At 70.7% G+C, this 15,889-nt stretch carries 14 protein-coding genes and 2 tRNA genes; all 16 read left to right on the forward strand.

Annotated features, from left to right (window positions below; translation table 11 throughout):
• Positions 1–27: 27 nt before the first annotated feature.
• The 16 genes from ruvC (at position 28) to K343_RS0104415 (ending at position 15,790) form a co-directional block, all read left to right on the forward strand.
• Complete coding sequence (gene ruvC / locus K343_RS20960; RefSeq protein ID WP_043112114.1) at positions 28–552, forward strand: crossover junction endodeoxyribonuclease RuvC; 525 nt, start codon at positions 28–30, stop codon at positions 550–552.
• Positions 549–1,136, forward strand: a complete 588-nt coding sequence (ruvA, locus tag K343_RS0104345) for a Holliday junction branch migration protein RuvA (protein WP_028007006.1) — start codon at positions 549–551, stop codon at positions 1,134–1,136. The genes ruvC and ruvA overlap by 4 nt, the downstream gene beginning before the upstream one ends.
• A gap of 130 nt (positions 1,137–1,266) precedes the next feature.
• Positions 1,267–2,298, forward strand: a complete 1,032-nt coding sequence (gene ruvB / locus K343_RS0104350; RefSeq protein ID WP_028007007.1) for a Holliday junction branch migration DNA helicase RuvB — start codon at positions 1,267–1,269, stop codon at positions 2,296–2,298.
• On the forward strand, positions 2,295–2,738 hold the full coding sequence (gene ybgC / locus K343_RS0104355) for a tol-pal system-associated acyl-CoA thioesterase (protein WP_028007008.1): 444 nt from the start codon (positions 2,295–2,297) through the stop codon (positions 2,736–2,738). Before ruvB ends, ybgC begins: the two co-directional genes overlap by 4 nt.
• A gap of 75 nt (positions 2,739–2,813) precedes the next feature.
• Entirely contained in the window at positions 2,814–3,494 is a 681-nt protein-coding gene (gene tolQ / locus K343_RS0104360) for a protein TolQ (protein WP_028007009.1), read from the forward strand.
• A 43-nt stretch (positions 3,495–3,537) separates the two neighbouring features.
• Positions 3,538–3,939 carry an ExbD/TolR family protein gene (locus K343_RS0104365; protein WP_245585118.1) on the forward strand — a complete coding sequence of 134 codons (402 nt, stop codon included), beginning with the start codon at positions 3,538–3,540 and terminating at the stop codon, positions 3,937–3,939.
• Positions 3,939–4,895, forward strand: a complete 957-nt coding sequence (gene tolA / locus K343_RS20965; protein ID WP_043112115.1) for a cell envelope integrity protein TolA — start codon at positions 3,939–3,941, stop codon at positions 4,893–4,895. The genes K343_RS0104365 and tolA overlap by 1 nt, the downstream gene beginning before the upstream one ends.
• A gap of 52 nt (positions 4,896–4,947) precedes the next feature.
• Positions 4,948–6,243: a Tol-Pal system beta propeller repeat protein TolB gene (gene tolB, locus K343_RS0104375; protein WP_028007011.1), complete on the forward strand. Its 1,296-nt coding sequence runs from the start codon at positions 4,948–4,950 to the stop codon at positions 6,241–6,243.
• A gap of 60 nt (positions 6,244–6,303) precedes the next feature.
• Positions 6,304–6,822 carry a peptidoglycan-associated lipoprotein Pal gene (gene pal / locus K343_RS0104380; RefSeq protein WP_028007012.1) on the forward strand — a complete coding sequence of 173 codons (519 nt, stop codon included), beginning with the start codon at positions 6,304–6,306 and terminating at the stop codon, positions 6,820–6,822.
• A gap of 46 nt (positions 6,823–6,868) precedes the next feature.
• A complete protein-coding gene (gene ybgF / locus K343_RS0104385) occupies positions 6,869–7,765 on the forward strand; it encodes a tol-pal system protein YbgF (protein WP_084615670.1) in 897 nt (298 codons plus the stop codon).
• A gap of 19 nt (positions 7,766–7,784) precedes the next feature.
• Positions 7,785–8,453, forward strand: a complete 669-nt coding sequence (gene queE, locus K343_RS0104390) for a 7-carboxy-7-deazaguanine synthase QueE (protein ID WP_028007014.1) — start codon at positions 7,785–7,787, stop codon at positions 8,451–8,453.
• A gap of 128 nt (positions 8,454–8,581) precedes the next feature.
• Complete coding sequence (queC, locus tag K343_RS0104395; protein ID WP_028007015.1) at positions 8,582–9,256, forward strand: 7-cyano-7-deazaguanine synthase QueC; 675 nt, start codon at positions 8,582–8,584, stop codon at positions 9,254–9,256.
• 49 nt (positions 9,257–9,305) lie between these two features.
• Positions 9,306–9,381, forward strand: a tRNA-Lys gene (locus K343_RS0104400).
• 29 nt (positions 9,382–9,410) lie between these two features.
• Positions 9,411–9,487, forward strand: a tRNA-Pro gene (locus K343_RS0104405).
• 98 nt (positions 9,488–9,585) lie between these two features.
• Positions 9,586–12,315: a PD-(D/E)XK nuclease family protein gene (locus K343_RS0104410; protein ID WP_161628855.1), complete on the forward strand. Its 2,730-nt coding sequence runs from the start codon at positions 9,586–9,588 to the stop codon at positions 12,313–12,315.
• Positions 12,316–12,382: 67 nt separating this feature from the next.
• On the forward strand, positions 12,383–15,790 hold the full coding sequence (locus K343_RS0104415) for a UvrD-helicase domain-containing protein (protein WP_028007017.1): 3,408 nt from the start codon (positions 12,383–12,385) through the stop codon (positions 15,788–15,790).
• Positions 15,791–15,889: the final 99 nt, after the last annotated feature.

The following is a 15,889-nucleotide window of genomic DNA, read 5'->3' on the forward strand; positions in this document are numbered from 1 at the left end:
CCGCGGCTGGCCGGCCGGGCCCGCGTCGTGATCCGCATCATCGGCATCGACCCCGGCTCGCGGCATACGGGCTACGGCATCATCGAGTCGGATCGCGGCCGCGCCCGCATGATCGCGGCCGGTCGCATCAGTACCGCCGCCGGCACGATGCCGCAGCGACTGCTGCAGATCCAGCGCGAGCTGGCCGCGCTGCTCGTCGAGTTCGGTCCGGCGGAAGCGGCGATCGAGGAAGTGTTCGTCAACAAGAATGTGCAGACCGCGCTGGTGCTCGGGCAGGCGCGCGGCGTGGCGCTCTGCGCGCTGGCGCAGGTCGGGCTCGACATCGCCGAATACGCGCCCGCCCAGGTCAAGCAGGCGCTGACCGGCAGCGGCCGCGCCGAGAAACTGCAGGTCCAACACATGGTGAAAGTGCTGCTGAACCTGCAGGGCCGCATGGCGGTCGACGCTTCCGATGCGCTGGCGATCGCGCTGACGCACGCGCAGGTGCGCGGCGTGCGCGAGCGCACCGGTGTCGTCGTCGGCGCGCGCAGCCGCAGCTGGAGCCGCGCATGATCGGGCGCATCACCGGCAAGCTCGTACTCAAGCAGCCGCCGCTGCTGCTGGTCGACGTCGGCGGCGTCGGCTACGAGATCGAAGCGCCGATGTCGACCTTCTACAAGCTGCCGCCGCTCGGCGAGACCGTCAGCCTGCAGACGCATCTGACGGTGCGCGAGGACGCGCACCTGCTGTTCGGCTTCGCGAGCAGTACCGAGAAGAACCTGTTCCGCGAGCTGATCAAGATCTCCGGCGTCGGTCCCAAGCTGGCGTTGACCGTGCTGTCCGGCGTCAGCGTCGAGGATTTCTGGAACACGGTGCGTGCCGGCGACGTCGCGCGGCTCACCAAGCTGCCCGGCGTCGGCCGCAAGACCGCGGAGCGTCTGGTCGTCGAGATGCGCGACAAGGCTGGCGCCGAAGGCGAAAGCGGCACGGGCATCAAGCTGGCTGCCGATGCCTCGGCGCTCGGTGAGGCCAAGAGCGCGCTCGCCGCGCTCGGCTACAAGCCGGCCGAGATCCAGCGCTTCACCGAAGCCGTGTATAAGGACGGCATGACGACCGAGCAGATCATCCAGGAAGCGCTCAAGCGCGCCGTGAAATGAGCGTGCGCATCCCGTCATTGCGAGGCGGCCTTCGGCCGACGAAGCAACCCGGCTGCGCGTCCCGATCCGGCCGTGTCGCTGGATCGGTTCGTTGCTGCGTTCCTCGCAAGGATGCTGCGAGGTTTTGCAGGTGAGCGAGGAACGCATCGTCTCGGCGAAAGCCGGCGGCGACGAGGAGCGCGTCGAGCGTGCGATCCGTCCGCACCGGCTCGCCGACTACGTCGGCCAGCCGGCGGTTCGCGAACAGATGGGCATCGCCATCGAGGCGGCCCGCCGCCGTGGCGACGCGCTCGACCACGTGCTGATCTTCGGTCCGCCGGGCCTCGGCAAGACCACGCTCGCGCACATCCTCGCCGAGGAAATGGGTGTCCATCTGCGCCAGACCTCCGGTCCGGTGCTGGAGCGGCCGGGCGATCTCGCCGCGCTGCTGACCAATCTGGAGCCGCGCGATCTGCTGTTCGTCGACGAAATCCATCGCCTGTCGCCGATCGTCGAGGAAGTGCTGTATCCGGCGATGGAGGACTACCAGCTCGACATCGTCATCGGCGAGGGGCCGGCGGCGCGCTCGATCCGCCTCGACCTGCCGCCGTTCACGCTGGTCGGCGCCACCACGCGCGCCGGCAGCCTGACCAGTCCGCTGCGCGACCGCTTCGGCCTCGTGCAGCGCCTCGAATTCTATTCGGTGCCCGATCTGACGCACATCGTCCTGCGCTCGGCCGGCATCCTCGGTGCGCCGATCGACGCCGAAGGCGCCGGCGAGATTGCGCGTCGCTCGCGTGGCACGCCGCGCATCGCCAATCGCCTGCTGCGCCGTGCCCGTGATTACGCCGAGGTGCGCGGCGACGGCCGCATCACCGCGGCGCTCGCCGGCGAGGCGATGCAGCTGCTGGCGGTCGACAGCCAGGGGTTCGATCTCATGGATCGCAAGCTCCTGATGGCCCTGATCGAGCGTTTCGACGGCGGGCCGGCCGGCGTCGACAACCTCGCCGCGGCGATCGGCGAGGCGCGCGACACGATCGAGGACGTCATCGAGCCCTACCTGATCCAGCAGGGTTATCTGATGCGCACGCCGCGCGGCCGCATTGCCGGCAAGCTGGCGTACCAGCACTACGGACTGAAGATGCCGGATCGGCTCGGCACGCCGGACCTGTTCGCCGAATGAGCCGCTTCGTCCTGCCGCTACGGGTCTACTACGAGGACACCGACGCCAGCGGCGTGGTCTACCACGCCAACTACCTGCGCTTCTTCGAGCGCGCCCGCACCGAATGGCTGCGCGCGCTCGGCCTCGGCCAGGAGCGGCTGATGCGCGATCTCGGCATCGCCTTCACGGTCGCCAATCTGGAGATCGACTTCCGCGCGCCGGCGCGGCTCGACGACGCGCTGGAGATCCGCACCGAGGTCCAGCAGATCCGCCGCGCCAGCATCGTCTTCGAGCAGACCCTGTTCCGGGCCGGCGAGCCGACCCTGCTGGCGCGCGCCCGTGTGCGCATCGGCTGCGTCGGCAGCGCCGACTTCCGGCCGGCGCCGCTGCCGGAGCCGCTGGAGCAGGCGATCGCGCGCTGGCGCGACGCCGCGCAAATCCAGCCCAACGGCATTGGATGACATGATCTGCCAGACGGGGAATGTTAAGGTTCGCCCGCTATTTTCCGTATCCGCTTTCCAGGCCATACGCTTTCCATGAATGCCAATCTTTCGCTGACTCACCTGATCCTGCAGGCCAGCGCGCTCGCGCAGATCGTGCTGCTGCTGCTCGTCATCGCCTCGGTGCTGTCCTGGGCGGTGATCCTCGGCAAGCGCGCGCTGCTGTCGCGCACCGTCAAGGAAGCCAGCCAGTTCGAAGAGCGCTTCTGGAGCGGCGGCAATCTCGCCGATCTCTACGAATCGGTGCGCCGCGACGAGGATACGCGCGGCACGGCGGCGATCTTCAAGGCGGGCTACGAGGAATTCGTCCGCCAGCAGACGACCGGGCGGGCCGATCCGGACGACGTCCTGGCCGCCGTGCAGCGGCAGATGCGCGTGACGCAGACCCGCGAACTGGAGAAGCTCGAAGGCGGACTGGCGACGCTGGCCACGATCGGCTCGACCAGCCCCTACGTCGGCCTGTTCGGCACGGTGTGGGGCATCATGAGCGCCTTCATCTCGATCGGTAACGTCAAGCAGGCTTCGCTCGCCACCGTCGCGCCGGGCATCGCCGAGGCGCTGATCGCCACCGCGATGGGCCTGTTCGCGGCGATCCCGGCGGTCATCGCCTACAACTTCTTCACGCGCGGCGTCGAGAAGCTCGACACCCGCTTCCAGGTATTCGCCGACGAGCTGACCGGCATCATCGAGCGCGGCCTGCGCAGCGGGAAGCACTGAGATGGGTGCGCCGGTGCAGGGTCGCGGCGGCAAGAAACGGCGCATGAACGCCGAGATCAACGTCGTGCCGTACATCGACGTGATGCTGGTGCTGCTGATCATTTTCATGGTGACCGCGCCGCTGATGACGCAGGGCATCGATGTCGACCTGCCGGACGCCAACGCCGAGTCGATGACGGTGCCGGAGGACCCGCCAACGTTGCAGATCCTCGCCGACGGCCGCTACAAGCTGAACGGCGAGGTGCTCGACGAATCGGCGCTCGGCGCCAAGGTGCAGGAGCTGATGGCAGCCAAGCCGGACCAGATGGTACTGGTCAACGGCGACAAGAAGGTGCCGTACGAGTACGTCGCGCGCGGCATGGCGATCCTGCGCAGCGCCGGCGCCACCAAGATCGGTTTCGTCACTGAATCCGCCGACGAGGCGACTCCCCGCAAGCGGCCCTAATGATCTTCGAGCGTCGCTATCTGATTGCGGCCTTCGCGCTGCACCTCGTCCTCTTCGCACTGCTGTTCGTCGGCGCGATCTTCCATCGCAAGATCCAGGCACCGCCGCCGATCGAGGCGGTGCTGATCGCCCAGGACCCGCGCGAGGCGCGCGCCGAGCAGGTCCGTCGCCAGCAGGAGATCGAGCGGCAGCGCCAGCTTGAGCAGCAGAAGCAGCAGGAAGCGCTCGAGCAGCAGCAGGAACAGGCGCGCCAGCAGCAGGCCCTCGCGCGCCAGCAGGAGCAGGAAAAGGCCAAGCAGGCCGACGTCGAACGGCAGAAGAAGGCGCAGCAGGACGAAGAGCGCAAGCGCGTCGAAGCCGAGCAGCGCAAGCAGAAGGAAGCCGAGCTCAAGGCCGAGGCCGAGCGCAAGCGTCAGGATCAGCTGCAGAAGAAGGCCGAGGCCGAGAAGCAGCGTCAGGACGAGCTGCGCAAGAAGCAGGAAGAGGCCGAGCAGAAGCGCCAGGAAGAGCAGCGCCGCAAGGAGGCCGAGGCCGAGCTCAAGCGCCAGGCCGAAGCCGAGCGTCAGGAACTCGAGCGCCAGAAGCGCGAGCGCGAGGCGGCCGAGGCCAAGCGCCGCAAGGAAGAAATGGAGGCGGCGATGGCCGCCGAGGTCCAGGGCCGCATCCAGCAGGCGCAGGCCGACTGGGGGCAGGTGATGGCCGCGCGCATCCGCAAGTTCTGGATCCGTCCGCCGGCGTCGCCGGACAGCTTCCGCTGCGTGGTGGCGATGCAGCTGGCGACCAACGGCGAGGTGCAGAATGCGCGCGTGGTCTCGAGCTGCGGCAGCGCGCCGCTCGACCGCTCGGTCGAGGCCGCGGTGCTCAAGGCCAGCCCGATGCCGCTGCCGCCCGATCCGCGCGCTTTCGTGCCGAACGTGACGATCAACTTCTGCCCGTCGGCGAGCGGTTGCCAGTGAGTCAGGTGCCGTTCATCGTGGGCTCATTCTCCCGTCTCATCCTTCAGCGTCTATGAACGTCTATCAACGCATCCTGGCCCTGCTCGTCGTCGTCTGCGCACTGGCGGCGGCACCGGCCCGGGCTCAGCTCGAAATTACCGTCACCGGCGGCGACATCGGCGCGCTGCCGATCGCCATTGTGCCGTTCGCGCAGGTGCCGGGCCTGCCGACCGATCTCGCTCAGGTCATCGACAACGATCTGGCGCGCAGCGGCCGCTTCCGCACCATGCCGCGCGCCGAAATGCGCCAGCGTCCGAGCGAGCTGGCGTCGTTCGACGCTGCGCCGTGGCGCGCGCAGGGCTTCGACAACGTCGTCATCGGCAAGGTCTGGGACGATGGCAAGGGCGGCTTTGTCGTGCGCTTCTTCCTGCTCGACTCGTTGTCCGGCAAGCAGGTCATCGCCTACGACTATCCGATCAAGAGCGCCTCGCAGGCGCGCTACGCCGCGCACTGGATTGCCGACAAGATTTACGAGCAGCTGCTCGGCATCCCGGGCTACTTCAATACCAAGATCGCCTACGTGGCGGCCAAGGGGCTCGGCTTCCAGCGCACCTACCAGCTGGTGATCGCCGACTCCGACGGCGAGAACCCGCAGTACCCGATCAACTCGCGCGAGACCATCATGTCGCCGGCCTGGTCGCCGGACCGCAAGCAGATCGCGCTGGTCGGCTACGAGCGCGGCCGTTCGGCGATCTACCTCTATTCGACCGAAACCGGCCGCGTGCAGAAGCTGATCAGCGAGAAGGGCATCAACGGTTCGCCGGCGTGGTCGCCGGACGGTACCAAGCTGGCGTTCGTGCTGTCGTTCGAGATCAATCCGGATATTTACGTGATGGACCTGGCGACCAAGCAGCGCAAGCGCCTGACCGATCACTACGCGATCGATACCGAGCCGGCCTGGTCGCCGGACGGCAGCAAGATCCTCTTCACCTCGGACCGCGGCGGCAAGCCGCAGGTCTACGAGATGAGCGCCAATGGCGGCGAGCCGCGGCGGCTCACGTTTCAGGGTTCGCAGAACTCGCGTCCGAGCTATTCGCCGGACGGCAAGTCGATCCTGTACGTGACGACAGATGGCGGTCAGCGTATCGCCGTTCAGGATCTAGCAAGCGGCGCTGTGCGCTACCTCAGCAGCGGTCCTCTTGACGAAGGTCCGTCGTTCGCTCCGGGTGGCGCCGTGATAATCTATTCGTCGCAAGGTCCCCGAGGGCGACAACTCGAAACCGTGTCAGTCGACGGACGCGTGCGTCTGACGATGAGGCAGGCCGGTGGCGACGTCCAGGAGCCTTCGTGGTCCCCCTTGATGCGTTAGCTGTTCAAAATCCCTCTCTCAACACCCGACCCAAGTTGTTCTCCGTAGTAGGAGTTCAAGATGATCAAGAATAAATTGCTGTTGTCGCTGACCGTTGCTTCCATGCTCACGCTCGGTGCCTGCGCCTCCAAGGGCGACAAGACCGCGAGCACGCCCCCGCCGTCGACGCCCAGCTCGGCCTACAGCGACACCTCCGGCACCGGCAATCAGCTCGGCGACGAAGATGCCCGTACCGCCGCGGAACGCGCCCTCAGCAACAACCTCGTGTACTTCGACTACGATTCCAGCGCGATCAAGCCGGAATACGCTTCGGTCGTCGGCGCGTACGCCAAGTACCTGACCGCCAACCCGGTCGCCAAGGTCCGCATCGAAGGCCACACCGACGAGCGCGGCACCCGCGAGTACAACATCGGCCTCGGCGAGCGCCGTGCCAATGCCGTCAAGGACGCGCTGACCGCCCAGGGCGTGACCTCGGCGCAGATCTCGGTGATCAGCTACGGTGAAGAGCGCCCGGTTGCCGAAGGCCACGACGAATCGGCCTGGTCGCAGAACCGTCGCGCGCAGATCATCCGTCAGTAAGCCGTTACGGCAGACCTGACCCGCCGCCACCTCCGGAGCAGCCTTCATGCGCCAATCCCGACTTGCCCTCATCGCGATCGTTGCGAGCCTCGCGGCCTGCGCGTCCGACTATGGCGGCAGGGTTTCGGGCGGCAATGACGTGCTGTCTCCGGAGGAGCGGCGCCTGCAGGCGGTGGAAGGCCGCGTCGCCGTGCTGCAGCGGCGGCTCGACGCGGCCAACCTCGCGGGCGCCGACGAGCAGAACCAGCATCTTCGCGACGACGTGCGCTCACTGCGCGGCGACGTCGAGAAGCTGCGTTACGATTTCGACCAGTCGCAGCAGCGCAGCCGTGATCTCGAGGCGCGCGTCGCGCGTCTGGAGGCAGGTGGCGCTGCCGCAGCGGCCGTCGGTGGCGAGGCGGGCGTGACGCCGGCACTGCCGTCGACGATGCCGGCGCCGGCGACCGCGCCGGTCACGGCACCGGCCAGCGCTGCCGCGGGCAGCACCAGCATTCCCGTCGCCACGCCGCCGCCTGCTGTCACGGCGTCGGCTGCGACCACGCTTTCGCAGGGCAGCGCGCCCTCGCCGGACGAGGAAGCGGCCTATCTCGCCGCCTTCGACCAGCTCAAGAACGGCAAGTACGACGACGCGCTCAAGGGCTTCCGCGCCCAGCTCGAAAAGTGGCCGCAGGGCCGCTACGCGGACAATGCGCTCTACTGGAGCGGCGAAGCCTATTACGTGAAGCGCGACTACAAGTCGGCGCTCGCGGCCTTCCAGGCCGTCGGCCAGCGCTTTCCGCAGAGCGGCAAGAGCGCCGACGCGCTGCTCAAGTCCGGTCTCGTGCAGATGGACCTCGGGCAGGATGCGCAGGGCCGCGCCACGCTGCAGCGCGTGATCAAGACCTACCCGAACTCGAACGCCGCCCGTCTGGCCCAGCAGCGCCTCGAGCCGGCCAAGAAGTAAGCGGGCTGCGGGAGCTGCGTTGGACCTCACGCCGTCGCCGGCCACGCCGCCTCGTCTCAAGATCACCGAGATCTTCCTTTCGCTGCAGGGCGAATCCTCGTCGGTTGGCTGGCCGACGGTCTTCGTGCGCCTGACCGGCTGTCCGCTGCGCTGCCAGTACTGCGACACCGCCTATGCGTTCCACGGCGGCCAATGGATGAGCCTCGATGCGATCGTCGACGAAGTGCAGCGCCTCGGCGCGCGCCATGTCTGCGTGACCGGCGGCGAGCCGCTGGCGCAGAAGAACGCACTGCCATTGCTGGCACGCCTGTGCGACGCCGGCCATCGCGTCTCGCTGGAGACCAGCGGCGCGATCGACATCTCCGGCGTCGACCCGCGTGTGATCCGCGTACTCGACATCAAGACGCCGGGCTCCGCGGAAGTGGCGCGCAACCGCTGGGAGAACCTGGCGCTGCTGCAGCCGCACGACGAGATCAAGTTCGTGCTCTGCGGCCGCGAGGACTACGAATGGGCCAGGGCCTGCGTCGCCGAGCACGGCCTCGCCGAACGCTGTGCGGTGCTGTTCTCGCCGAGCCAGGGTCAGCTCGACGCCACGCAGCTCGCCGACTGGATTGTCGCCGACCGCTTGCCGGTCCGCTTCCAGATGCAGTTGCACAAGGTGCTGTGGGGTAACGCGCCGGGCCGCTAGCGCCGCATCTGGTGCGCATCTTGCTGCCCCGGTTGCGGACGCCGGGCGCCACGCCCGCACGGCGTATCCTTTTCGCTTTCGTTCGCGCGGCCGAAAGCCGGTCGCGTGCTGAATCCCTGGTATCGCGCATGAAAAAGAAAGCCGTCATCCTGCTGTCCGGAGGCCTCGACTCGACGACCGTACTGGCGCTCGCCCGCAGCCAGGGCTATGAGTGCTACGCGCTCGCCGTGTCGTACGGCCAGCGCCACGTCGCCGAACTGGCCGCCGCGCAACGCGTCGCCGCCGCGCTCGGTGCCGCACGCCTGCAGCAGATGCAGGTCAACCTCGACGCGGTCGGCGGTTCGGCGCTGACCGATCGCAACATCGCCGTGCCGGAAGCGCCGGTCGACGGCATTCCGGTCACCTACGTGCCGGCGCGCAACACGCTGTTCCTGTCGCTGGCGCTCGGCTGGGCCGAGGTGCTCGGCGCCCGGGATCTGTTCATCGGCGTCAACGCCGTCGACTATTCCGGTTACCCGGACTGCCGGCCGGCGTTCATCGAGGCCTTCGAGGCGCTCGCCAATGTCGCGACCAAGGCGGGCGTCGAAGGCGCGCGCTTCAAGATCCATGCGCCGCTGCTGACGATGAGCAAGGCCGACATCATTCGCGAAGGCGCGCGGCTCGGCGTCGACTACGGGCTGACCGTGTCCTGCTATCAGGCCGACGAGCAGGGCCGCGCCTGCGGCCGCTGCGATTCCTGCCGCCTGCGCGCCGCCGGCTTCGCCGAGGCCGGCGTGCCGGACCCGACGCCTTATCGCGGCTAGAGCGCCATTCGTTTATCATGCGCGCCCTCATGACGTATCGACGGTCGCCGGGTCGTTAGCTCAGTCGGTAGAGCAGCTGGCTTTTAACCAGTTGGTCGCTGGTTCGAATCCAGCACGACCCACCATCCTCGCCGCGATGCGTCCGCAGTCCCGTCGGGGCGTAGCGCAGTCTGGTAGCGCATCTGCTTTGGGAGCAGAGGGTCGCTGGTTCGAATCCAGTCGCCCCGACCATTCCTTCCGCCGCTGCCGTTGCGCGGTGCGTCCGGGCTCGGAATACGAGCCTCGCGCCCGGCATACTGCGCGCCAGTCCGACGATGCCGATCCTGCCGATGCTCGACTCTCTCGCTGCCTGTCCGGCGGACGAGCTGCACGCCCGCCTCGCCGCGGCCGCGCCGCCGGCGGCCGTGCTGGTCTGCGCCAGTCACCGCCAGGCGCAGGCGCTGCACGAAGCCCACGCGCGCTGGCGCGTCGCCGCCGGCTTTGCGGTCTGGGACACGCCGCAGATCCTCAGCTTCGACGCCTTCGTCGAGCACCTGTACACGCAGGCGCGGCCGGCGCTGGCGCTGGCCGACGCGGCGCTGCCGCCGTGCATCGCCGCCGCCGAGGCGCGCGTGCTGTGGCGCCTGTGCATCGACGAAAGCCGCGAGCCCTTGCCCCTGCTGCGCGCCGGCGATGCCGCCGCGCTGGCCGCGGAAGCCTGGGCGCTGTGCCACGAGTACCGCCTGCCGCTGCCACTGGAGGCCGGCGGCTTCGCTGACGTCGAGCGCTTCAACGGCTGGGCGCAGTCGTATCGCCGGCGCCTCGATCGGCTCGGCGTGATCGACGCCGCGCTGTTCGACCGCGCGCTGCTCGGATGCGTCCGCGATGGCGTGCTCGCCGTGCCGGAGGCGATCGTGCTGGCCGGTTTCGAGGAGACCACGCCGCGCCTCGACGACTGGCTGGCGGCGCTCGCGGCGCGTGGCGCGACGCTGTCACGGCTGGCCGACGCGGGCGCGCCGCTGACGCCGCGTCTGGTTGCGGCCGCCGACGAGGAACTGGAGCTGCGCGCCGCCGCGGCCTGGGCGCGGACCCAGCTGCAGGCCGAGCCGCCTCGCCGCGTCGCCGTCGTCGTGCCCGATCTCGGCGCGCGCCGCGCCGCCGTGCAGCGCATCTTCGACGAGCAGCTGTGCCCGCCGCTCGACGCGCCCGGTGCGCACAGCGTGGCGCGTCCGTACGACCTCACGCTCGGCGTGCCGCTGTCGGCATGCGGTCCGGTGCAGACGGCGTTGCAGCTGCTGCAGTTCGCCGCGCTCGGCTGCGACGCGGCGACGCGCGGCGCGCTGTTCGCATCTCCCTACTGGGGCGATGAGGCCGCGCGCCTGCAGCGCGCCGCGTTCGACGCGACGCTCGCCGCCGAAGGCTGGCTCGACGCCGAGCTGGCGACGTTGCTGGCGCTGGCGCCGGCGCCGCTGCGCGAGGACTGGCGCGCGTACGCCGCCGCCCTGCCGCCGCGTCGCCAGACGCCGGGCGAGTGGGCGGAGCTGTTCACCGCCGCGCTCGCCGCCGCACGCTGGCCCGGTACGCGTGCGGTCGACAGCGAGGAATTCCAGATGCTGTCGCGCTGGCGCGAGGTGCTGCTGCAGTTCGCCGCGCTCGATCGCGTGCTCGGCCGCATTCCGCTGTCGGCGGCGGTGTCGGCGCTGCGCGAGCTGGCCGAGCGCACGCTGTTCCAGCCCCAGGCCGGCGACGTCCGTCTGCTCGTGATGGGGGTGCTGGAAGCGCAGGGCCTGACGTTCGCCGCGCTGTGGGTCTGCGGCGTCGACGACGAGCGTTGGCCGGCGGCGAGCCGGCCGCATCCGTTCATTCCGCACCGTCTGCAGCGCCGGCACGGCTTGCCGCACGCCTCGGCGCAGCGCGAGCTGGCCTACGCGCAGGCGCAGTTCGACGGCTGGCGCCGCCGCAGCGGCGAGCTGGTCCTGAGCTACGCACGCAGCGGCGACGGTCGCGAGCGCGCGCCGAGTCCGCTGCTGAGCGAGCTGGCGTTACCCGCCGAGATGCTGGCGGTGGACGCGCTGCCGCAGGCCTGGCGCGACAGCGCCGCGGCGGCGCGCATCGAGACGCTCGACGACGCGCATGCGCCGCCGCCGGCCGACGGCGCGGTGCTCGGCGGCGGCACCCGCGTACTCGGCGATCAGGCGCGCTGTCCGTTTCGCGGCTATGCCGTGCATCGGCTCGGCGCGCGACCGCTCGAGGCGGCCGGCTACGGCATCACCGCGATCGATCGCGGCGTGCTCGTGCACCGCGTGCTCGAACACCTGTGGAGCGACTGGCGCGAGCAGCGTGCGTTGCTCGCGCTCGACGACGCGAGCGCCGGCACCCAGGTCGCGAGCGCCGTCGAGGCGGCGCTCGATGAGCTGCAGCGCCGCGCGCCGCAGCGCCTGCGGCCGGTGCTGCGCGCGCTGGAGTCGCAGCGCCTGACGGCGCTGATCCGGGCCTGGCTCGACGTCGAGCGCGCGCGCGCGCCGTTTCGCGTGCTCAGCGTCGAGAATCGCGCGCTCGACGGCGAGGCCGGCGAGGGCGTCGCCGCCGAAGCCACGACCGAATTCGAAGGCTTGCGCCTGCGCCTGCGGCCGGACCGCGTCGACGTCGACGCGCACGGCCGGCGCATCGTGCTCGACTACAAGACCGGCGCGCGCAAGACGCCGCCGTGGGCCGACGGCCGGCCCGAGGACCCGCAGCTGCTGCTCTATGCGCTGACCGAAGCCGACATCGGTGCGCTGGCTTTCGCGCGCCTTGCCGCCGGCGACATCGGTCTGCAGGGCATCGGCTGCGACGAGCGCTTCGCGCCGGGCATCGCCGACTATGCCGCCGATCCGGCGACGCGCGAGGCGGCGAGCTGGGCGGCGCTGCACGGCCAGTGGCGCGGGGAGCTTGCGACGCTCGCCCGGGAGATCCGCGACGGCTGGGCGGCGGTCGCGCCCAAGCATCCACGCCAGAGCTGCCGCGACTGCGGCCTGCATGCGCTGTGCCGCATCCGCGAGGACGTCTCGCTCGACGAGGGCGAGGAGGTCGCGACATGAGCGGCCGCCATCAAGAGGGGCAGGGCGCGACGCTGACGCGCGCGCAGGCGCTGCGGGGGGCGACGCGATGAGCGTGATCGACGCTGCCGCGCGCGCCCGCGCGCTCGACCCGCAGACCAGCTTCATCGTCCAGGCGCCGGCCGGCTCCGGCAAGACCGAGCTGCTGACGCAGCGCCTGCTGGTGCTGCTGGCCGGCGTCGACGAGCCGGAGGAGATCGTCGCGATCACCTTCACGCGCAAGGCTGCCGCGGAAATGCGCGCGCGCGTGTTCCGCGCGATCCGCGACGCGGCGACGATGACCGAGCCGGACGACGCGCATCGCGCGCAGACCTGGCGGCTGGCGCGCGCCGCACTCGAACGCTCGCGGCAGCGCGGCTGGCGGCTGGAGGACAATCCGCAGCGCCTGCGGGTGATGACGATCGACGCGCTGTGCATGCACATCACGCAGCAGATGCCGCTGACCGCCGGCTTCGGCGGCCGCGTGCAGATCGCCGCCGAAGCCGAGCCGCTGTACCGCGAGGCGGCGCGCGCGACGCTGGCGATGCTCGAGGCCGAGACGCCGTATCGCGAACCGCTGGCGCGCGTGCTGCGCCATTTCGACAACCGCACCGTCCTGCTCGAGGAACAGCTGGTCGCGCTGCTCGGCCGTCGCGACCAGTGGCTGCACTTCGCGACCGAGGGCGGCCGCGCCGCACGCGTCGAACTCGAAGCCGCGCTGGAGGCGATCGTCCGCGCCGCGCTCGGCGCGGCCGACGCGGCGATCGCCGCGCCACAGCGCGAGATCTGGCTGGCCTCCGCCGCGCACGCCTCATCGCAGCTCTACGCCGCGCAGCCGGAGCTGGCGCTGCACGCGCTGCGCGACGGCACATGGCCGCCGGTCGCGCCGGCACAGCTGCCGCGCTGGCTCGCGCTGGTCGAGCTGGTGCTGAAGAAGGATGGCGACTGGCGGCAGAAGATCGACGCGCGCTGTGGTTTCCCCGCCGGCAAGAGCAAGGCCGAGAAGGAGCAGCTCGGCCCGCCGCGCGACGCGCACCTGCAGCTGATCGCCGATCTCGCCGCGCAGGACGGCCTGCTCGACCTGCTGCAGCGTTTGCGCAACCTGCCGGCGCCGGCCTACGACGATGCGCAGTGGGAGGTACTGCAGGCGCTGCTCGACGTGCTCAAGCTCGCTGCCGCGCAGCTGCGTGTCGTGTTCGCGGCGCATGGCGCAGTCGATTTCGCCGAAGTCGCCGCGCAGGCGGTCGCCGCGCTCGGCAGCGACGAAGCCCCGACCGATCTGGCGCTGGCCTTCGATTACCGCATCCATCATCTGCTGGTCGACGAATTCCAGGACACCTCGGCGACGCAATACCGCCTGCTGACGCGGCTCACCGCCGGCTGGCAGGACGGCGACGGCCGCACGCTGTTCGTGGTCGGCGATCCGATGCAGAGCATTTACCGTTTTCGCGAAGCCGACGTCGGCCTGTACCTGCGCGCGCGCCGCGACGGCGTCGCCGCGCTGCCGCTGGAGGCGCTGCGCCTGCAATGCAATTTCCGCTCGCGCGCCGGCATCGTCGACTGGGTCAACGCCGCGTTCGCGCAGGTGCTGCCGCCGCGCGAGGACGTCGGGCGCAGCGCCGTGCCGTACAGCGCGGCGACTGCGACGCGCGCGGCCGAGGTGGGCCCGGCGGTCGTCGTCCATCCGCAGTTCGCCGGGCCATCGGGCGAGGACGACGCGCGCAGCGAAGCACGCCGCATCGTCGAGCTGGTGCGCGAGGCGCGCGCCACCGACGCCGACGGCAGCATCGCCGTGCTGGTGCGCAGCCGCACGCATCTCGACGAGCTGATGCCGGCGCTGCGTGCGGCCGGGCTGCGCTACCAGGCGGTCGATCTCGAAAGTCTCGCCAGCCGTGCGGTGATCGAAGACCTGCGCGCCCTGACGCGCGCGCTGCTGCTGCCGATGGATCGCGTCGCCTGGCTGGCGATCCTGCGCGCGCCGTGGTGCGGCCTGCGCCTCGCCGATCTTCATGCGCTCGCCGACGGCGTGCCGCCGCGTCAGCCGCTGCTGACGGCGCTGCGCGATCCGCAGCGCCTTGCGCGGCTCGGCGCCGATGGTCGCGGCCGGCTGGCCCGCGCGCTCGACGTGCTCGAGGCGGCGCTCGCGCAGCAGGGACGCAAGCCCCTGCGGCGCTGGGTCGAGGGCGTCTGGCTCGCCCTCGGCGGTCCGGCCGCGGTGCGCGAGACGCGCGATCTCAACGATGCGCAGCAGTTCTTCGCGCGGCTCGAAACGCTCGCGCAGGGACCGGCGCTGGCGGATCTCGACGCGCTCGATCTGGCGCTCGCCAATCTCAAGGCGACGCCCGATCCGCTCGCCGACGGGCGCCTGAGCCTGATGACGATCCACAAGTCCAAGGGCCTGGAGTTCGACACCGTGATCGTGCCCGGCCTCGGCCGCACGACGCGCAGCGATACGCCGCCGCCGATCGTCTTCGATCGCCGCATCGACGCCGACGGACGCGCGCAGCTGGTGCTCGCGCCGATCCACGCGCGCGGCGACGAGAGCGATGCGACCTACGCCTATATCCGCAGCCTGGCCGCCGACAAGCAGCTGCACGAGGACGGGCGCTTGCTGTATGTCGCGGCGACGCGCGCGCGGCGCCGCCTGCATCTGCTCGGCAGCGTCGCGCGCGATGCCGACGGCGCGCCCAAGGCGCCGCCGCCGAGCAGCCTGCTGGCGCGGCTGTGGCCGGCCGTCGCCGCCGATTACGTCGCTGCGGCCGCCGGCGCACCGCCACCGGCGCCGGCCGCAGCGGCCACGTTCGACGCCCTCGGGGCCGCGCCGCCGCCGCCGCTGCGCCGCCTCGTCGCCGGTTGGCAGGCGCCGCCGTTGCCGGCCTGGTCGCTGTCCGCCGCTGAAGCGCCGGTGCCGGCGCTGACGCCGGCCTTCGAATGGGCCGGTGAAGTTGCGCGCCTGATCGGCGTCGTCTTCCACCGCTGGGCCGAGCGGCTCGCCATGGGCGATCTGGCGCAATGGGACGCGGTGCGGCTGGCGGCGCTCGCGCACGGTCTGCCGCAGGAGCTGGCCGAGGCCGGCGTGCCGGCGGCGAGCCTGGGCGGCGCGGCGCAGCTCGTGCAGCGTGCGCTGCAGGCGCTGCTCGACGATCCGCGCGGGCGCTGGCTGTTCGATCCGGCCCATCGCGAGGCGCGCAGCGAATGGGCGCTGACGGCCTGGCTCGACGGCCGCGCGCAGCGTTTCGTGATCGACCGCAGCTTCATCGACGCCGACGGCGTGCGCTGGATCGTCGACTTCAAGACCAGCCGCCACGAGGGCGGCGAACTCGACGCCTTCGTCGCCGAGGAACGGCGCCGCTATCAGCGCCAGCTGCAGACCTACGCCGACCTGCTGCGTCGCCACGGACCGCAGCCGGTGCGCGCGGCGCTGTACCTGCCGCTGCTCGACGAGCCGGCGCTGCGCTGGCAGCCGATCGAGGTCTGAACGGCGCCGGCGCGCGCCGCGTCTGGCGGGGCGGCGGGCAAAAGAAAAGCGCGGCAGGCTGCTCGGCCTGCCGCGCTTCGGGCACCGCGCGAGCGGTGC

Origin of the sequence: Solimonas flava DSM 18980, from assembly GCF_000426685.1 — a bacterium.
Classification (GTDB): Bacteria; Pseudomonadota; Gammaproteobacteria; order Nevskiales; family Nevskiaceae; genus Solimonas; species Solimonas flava.

What these genes read in the sequence shown, in the direction of transcription:
- ruvA (WP_028007006.1), top strand. Translation starts at nt 549, where the DNA reads ATGATCGGGCGCATCACCGGCAAGCTCGTACTCAAGCAGCCGCCGCTG.
- ybgC (WP_028007008.1), top strand. Translation starts at nt 2,295, where the DNA reads ATGAGCCGCTTCGTCCTGCCGCTACGGGTCTACTACGAGGACACCGAC.
- tolQ (WP_028007009.1), top strand. Translation starts at nt 2,814, where the DNA reads ATGAATGCCAATCTTTCGCTGACTCACCTGATCCTGCAGGCCAGCGCG.
- K343_RS0104365 (WP_245585118.1), top strand. Translation starts at nt 3,538, where the DNA reads ATGAACGCCGAGATCAACGTCGTGCCGTACATCGACGTGATGCTGGTG.
- tolA (WP_043112115.1), top strand. Translation starts at nt 3,939, where the DNA reads ATGATCTTCGAGCGTCGCTATCTGATTGCGGCCTTCGCGCTGCACCTC.
- tolB (WP_028007011.1), top strand. Translation starts at nt 4,948, where the DNA reads ATGAACGTCTATCAACGCATCCTGGCCCTGCTCGTCGTCGTCTGCGCA.
- pal (WP_028007012.1), top strand. Translation starts at nt 6,304, where the DNA reads ATGATCAAGAATAAATTGCTGTTGTCGCTGACCGTTGCTTCCATGCTC.
- ybgF (WP_084615670.1), top strand. Translation starts at nt 6,869, where the DNA reads ATGCGCCAATCCCGACTTGCCCTCATCGCGATCGTTGCGAGCCTCGCG.
- queC (WP_028007015.1), top strand. Translation starts at nt 8,582, where the DNA reads ATGAAAAAGAAAGCCGTCATCCTGCTGTCCGGAGGCCTCGACTCGACG.
- K343_RS0104410 (WP_161628855.1), top strand. Translation starts at nt 9,586, where the DNA reads ATGCTCGACTCTCTCGCTGCCTGTCCGGCGGACGAGCTGCACGCCCGC.
- K343_RS0104415 (WP_028007017.1), top strand. Translation starts at nt 12,383, where the DNA reads ATGAGCGTGATCGACGCTGCCGCGCGCGCCCGCGCGCTCGACCCGCAG.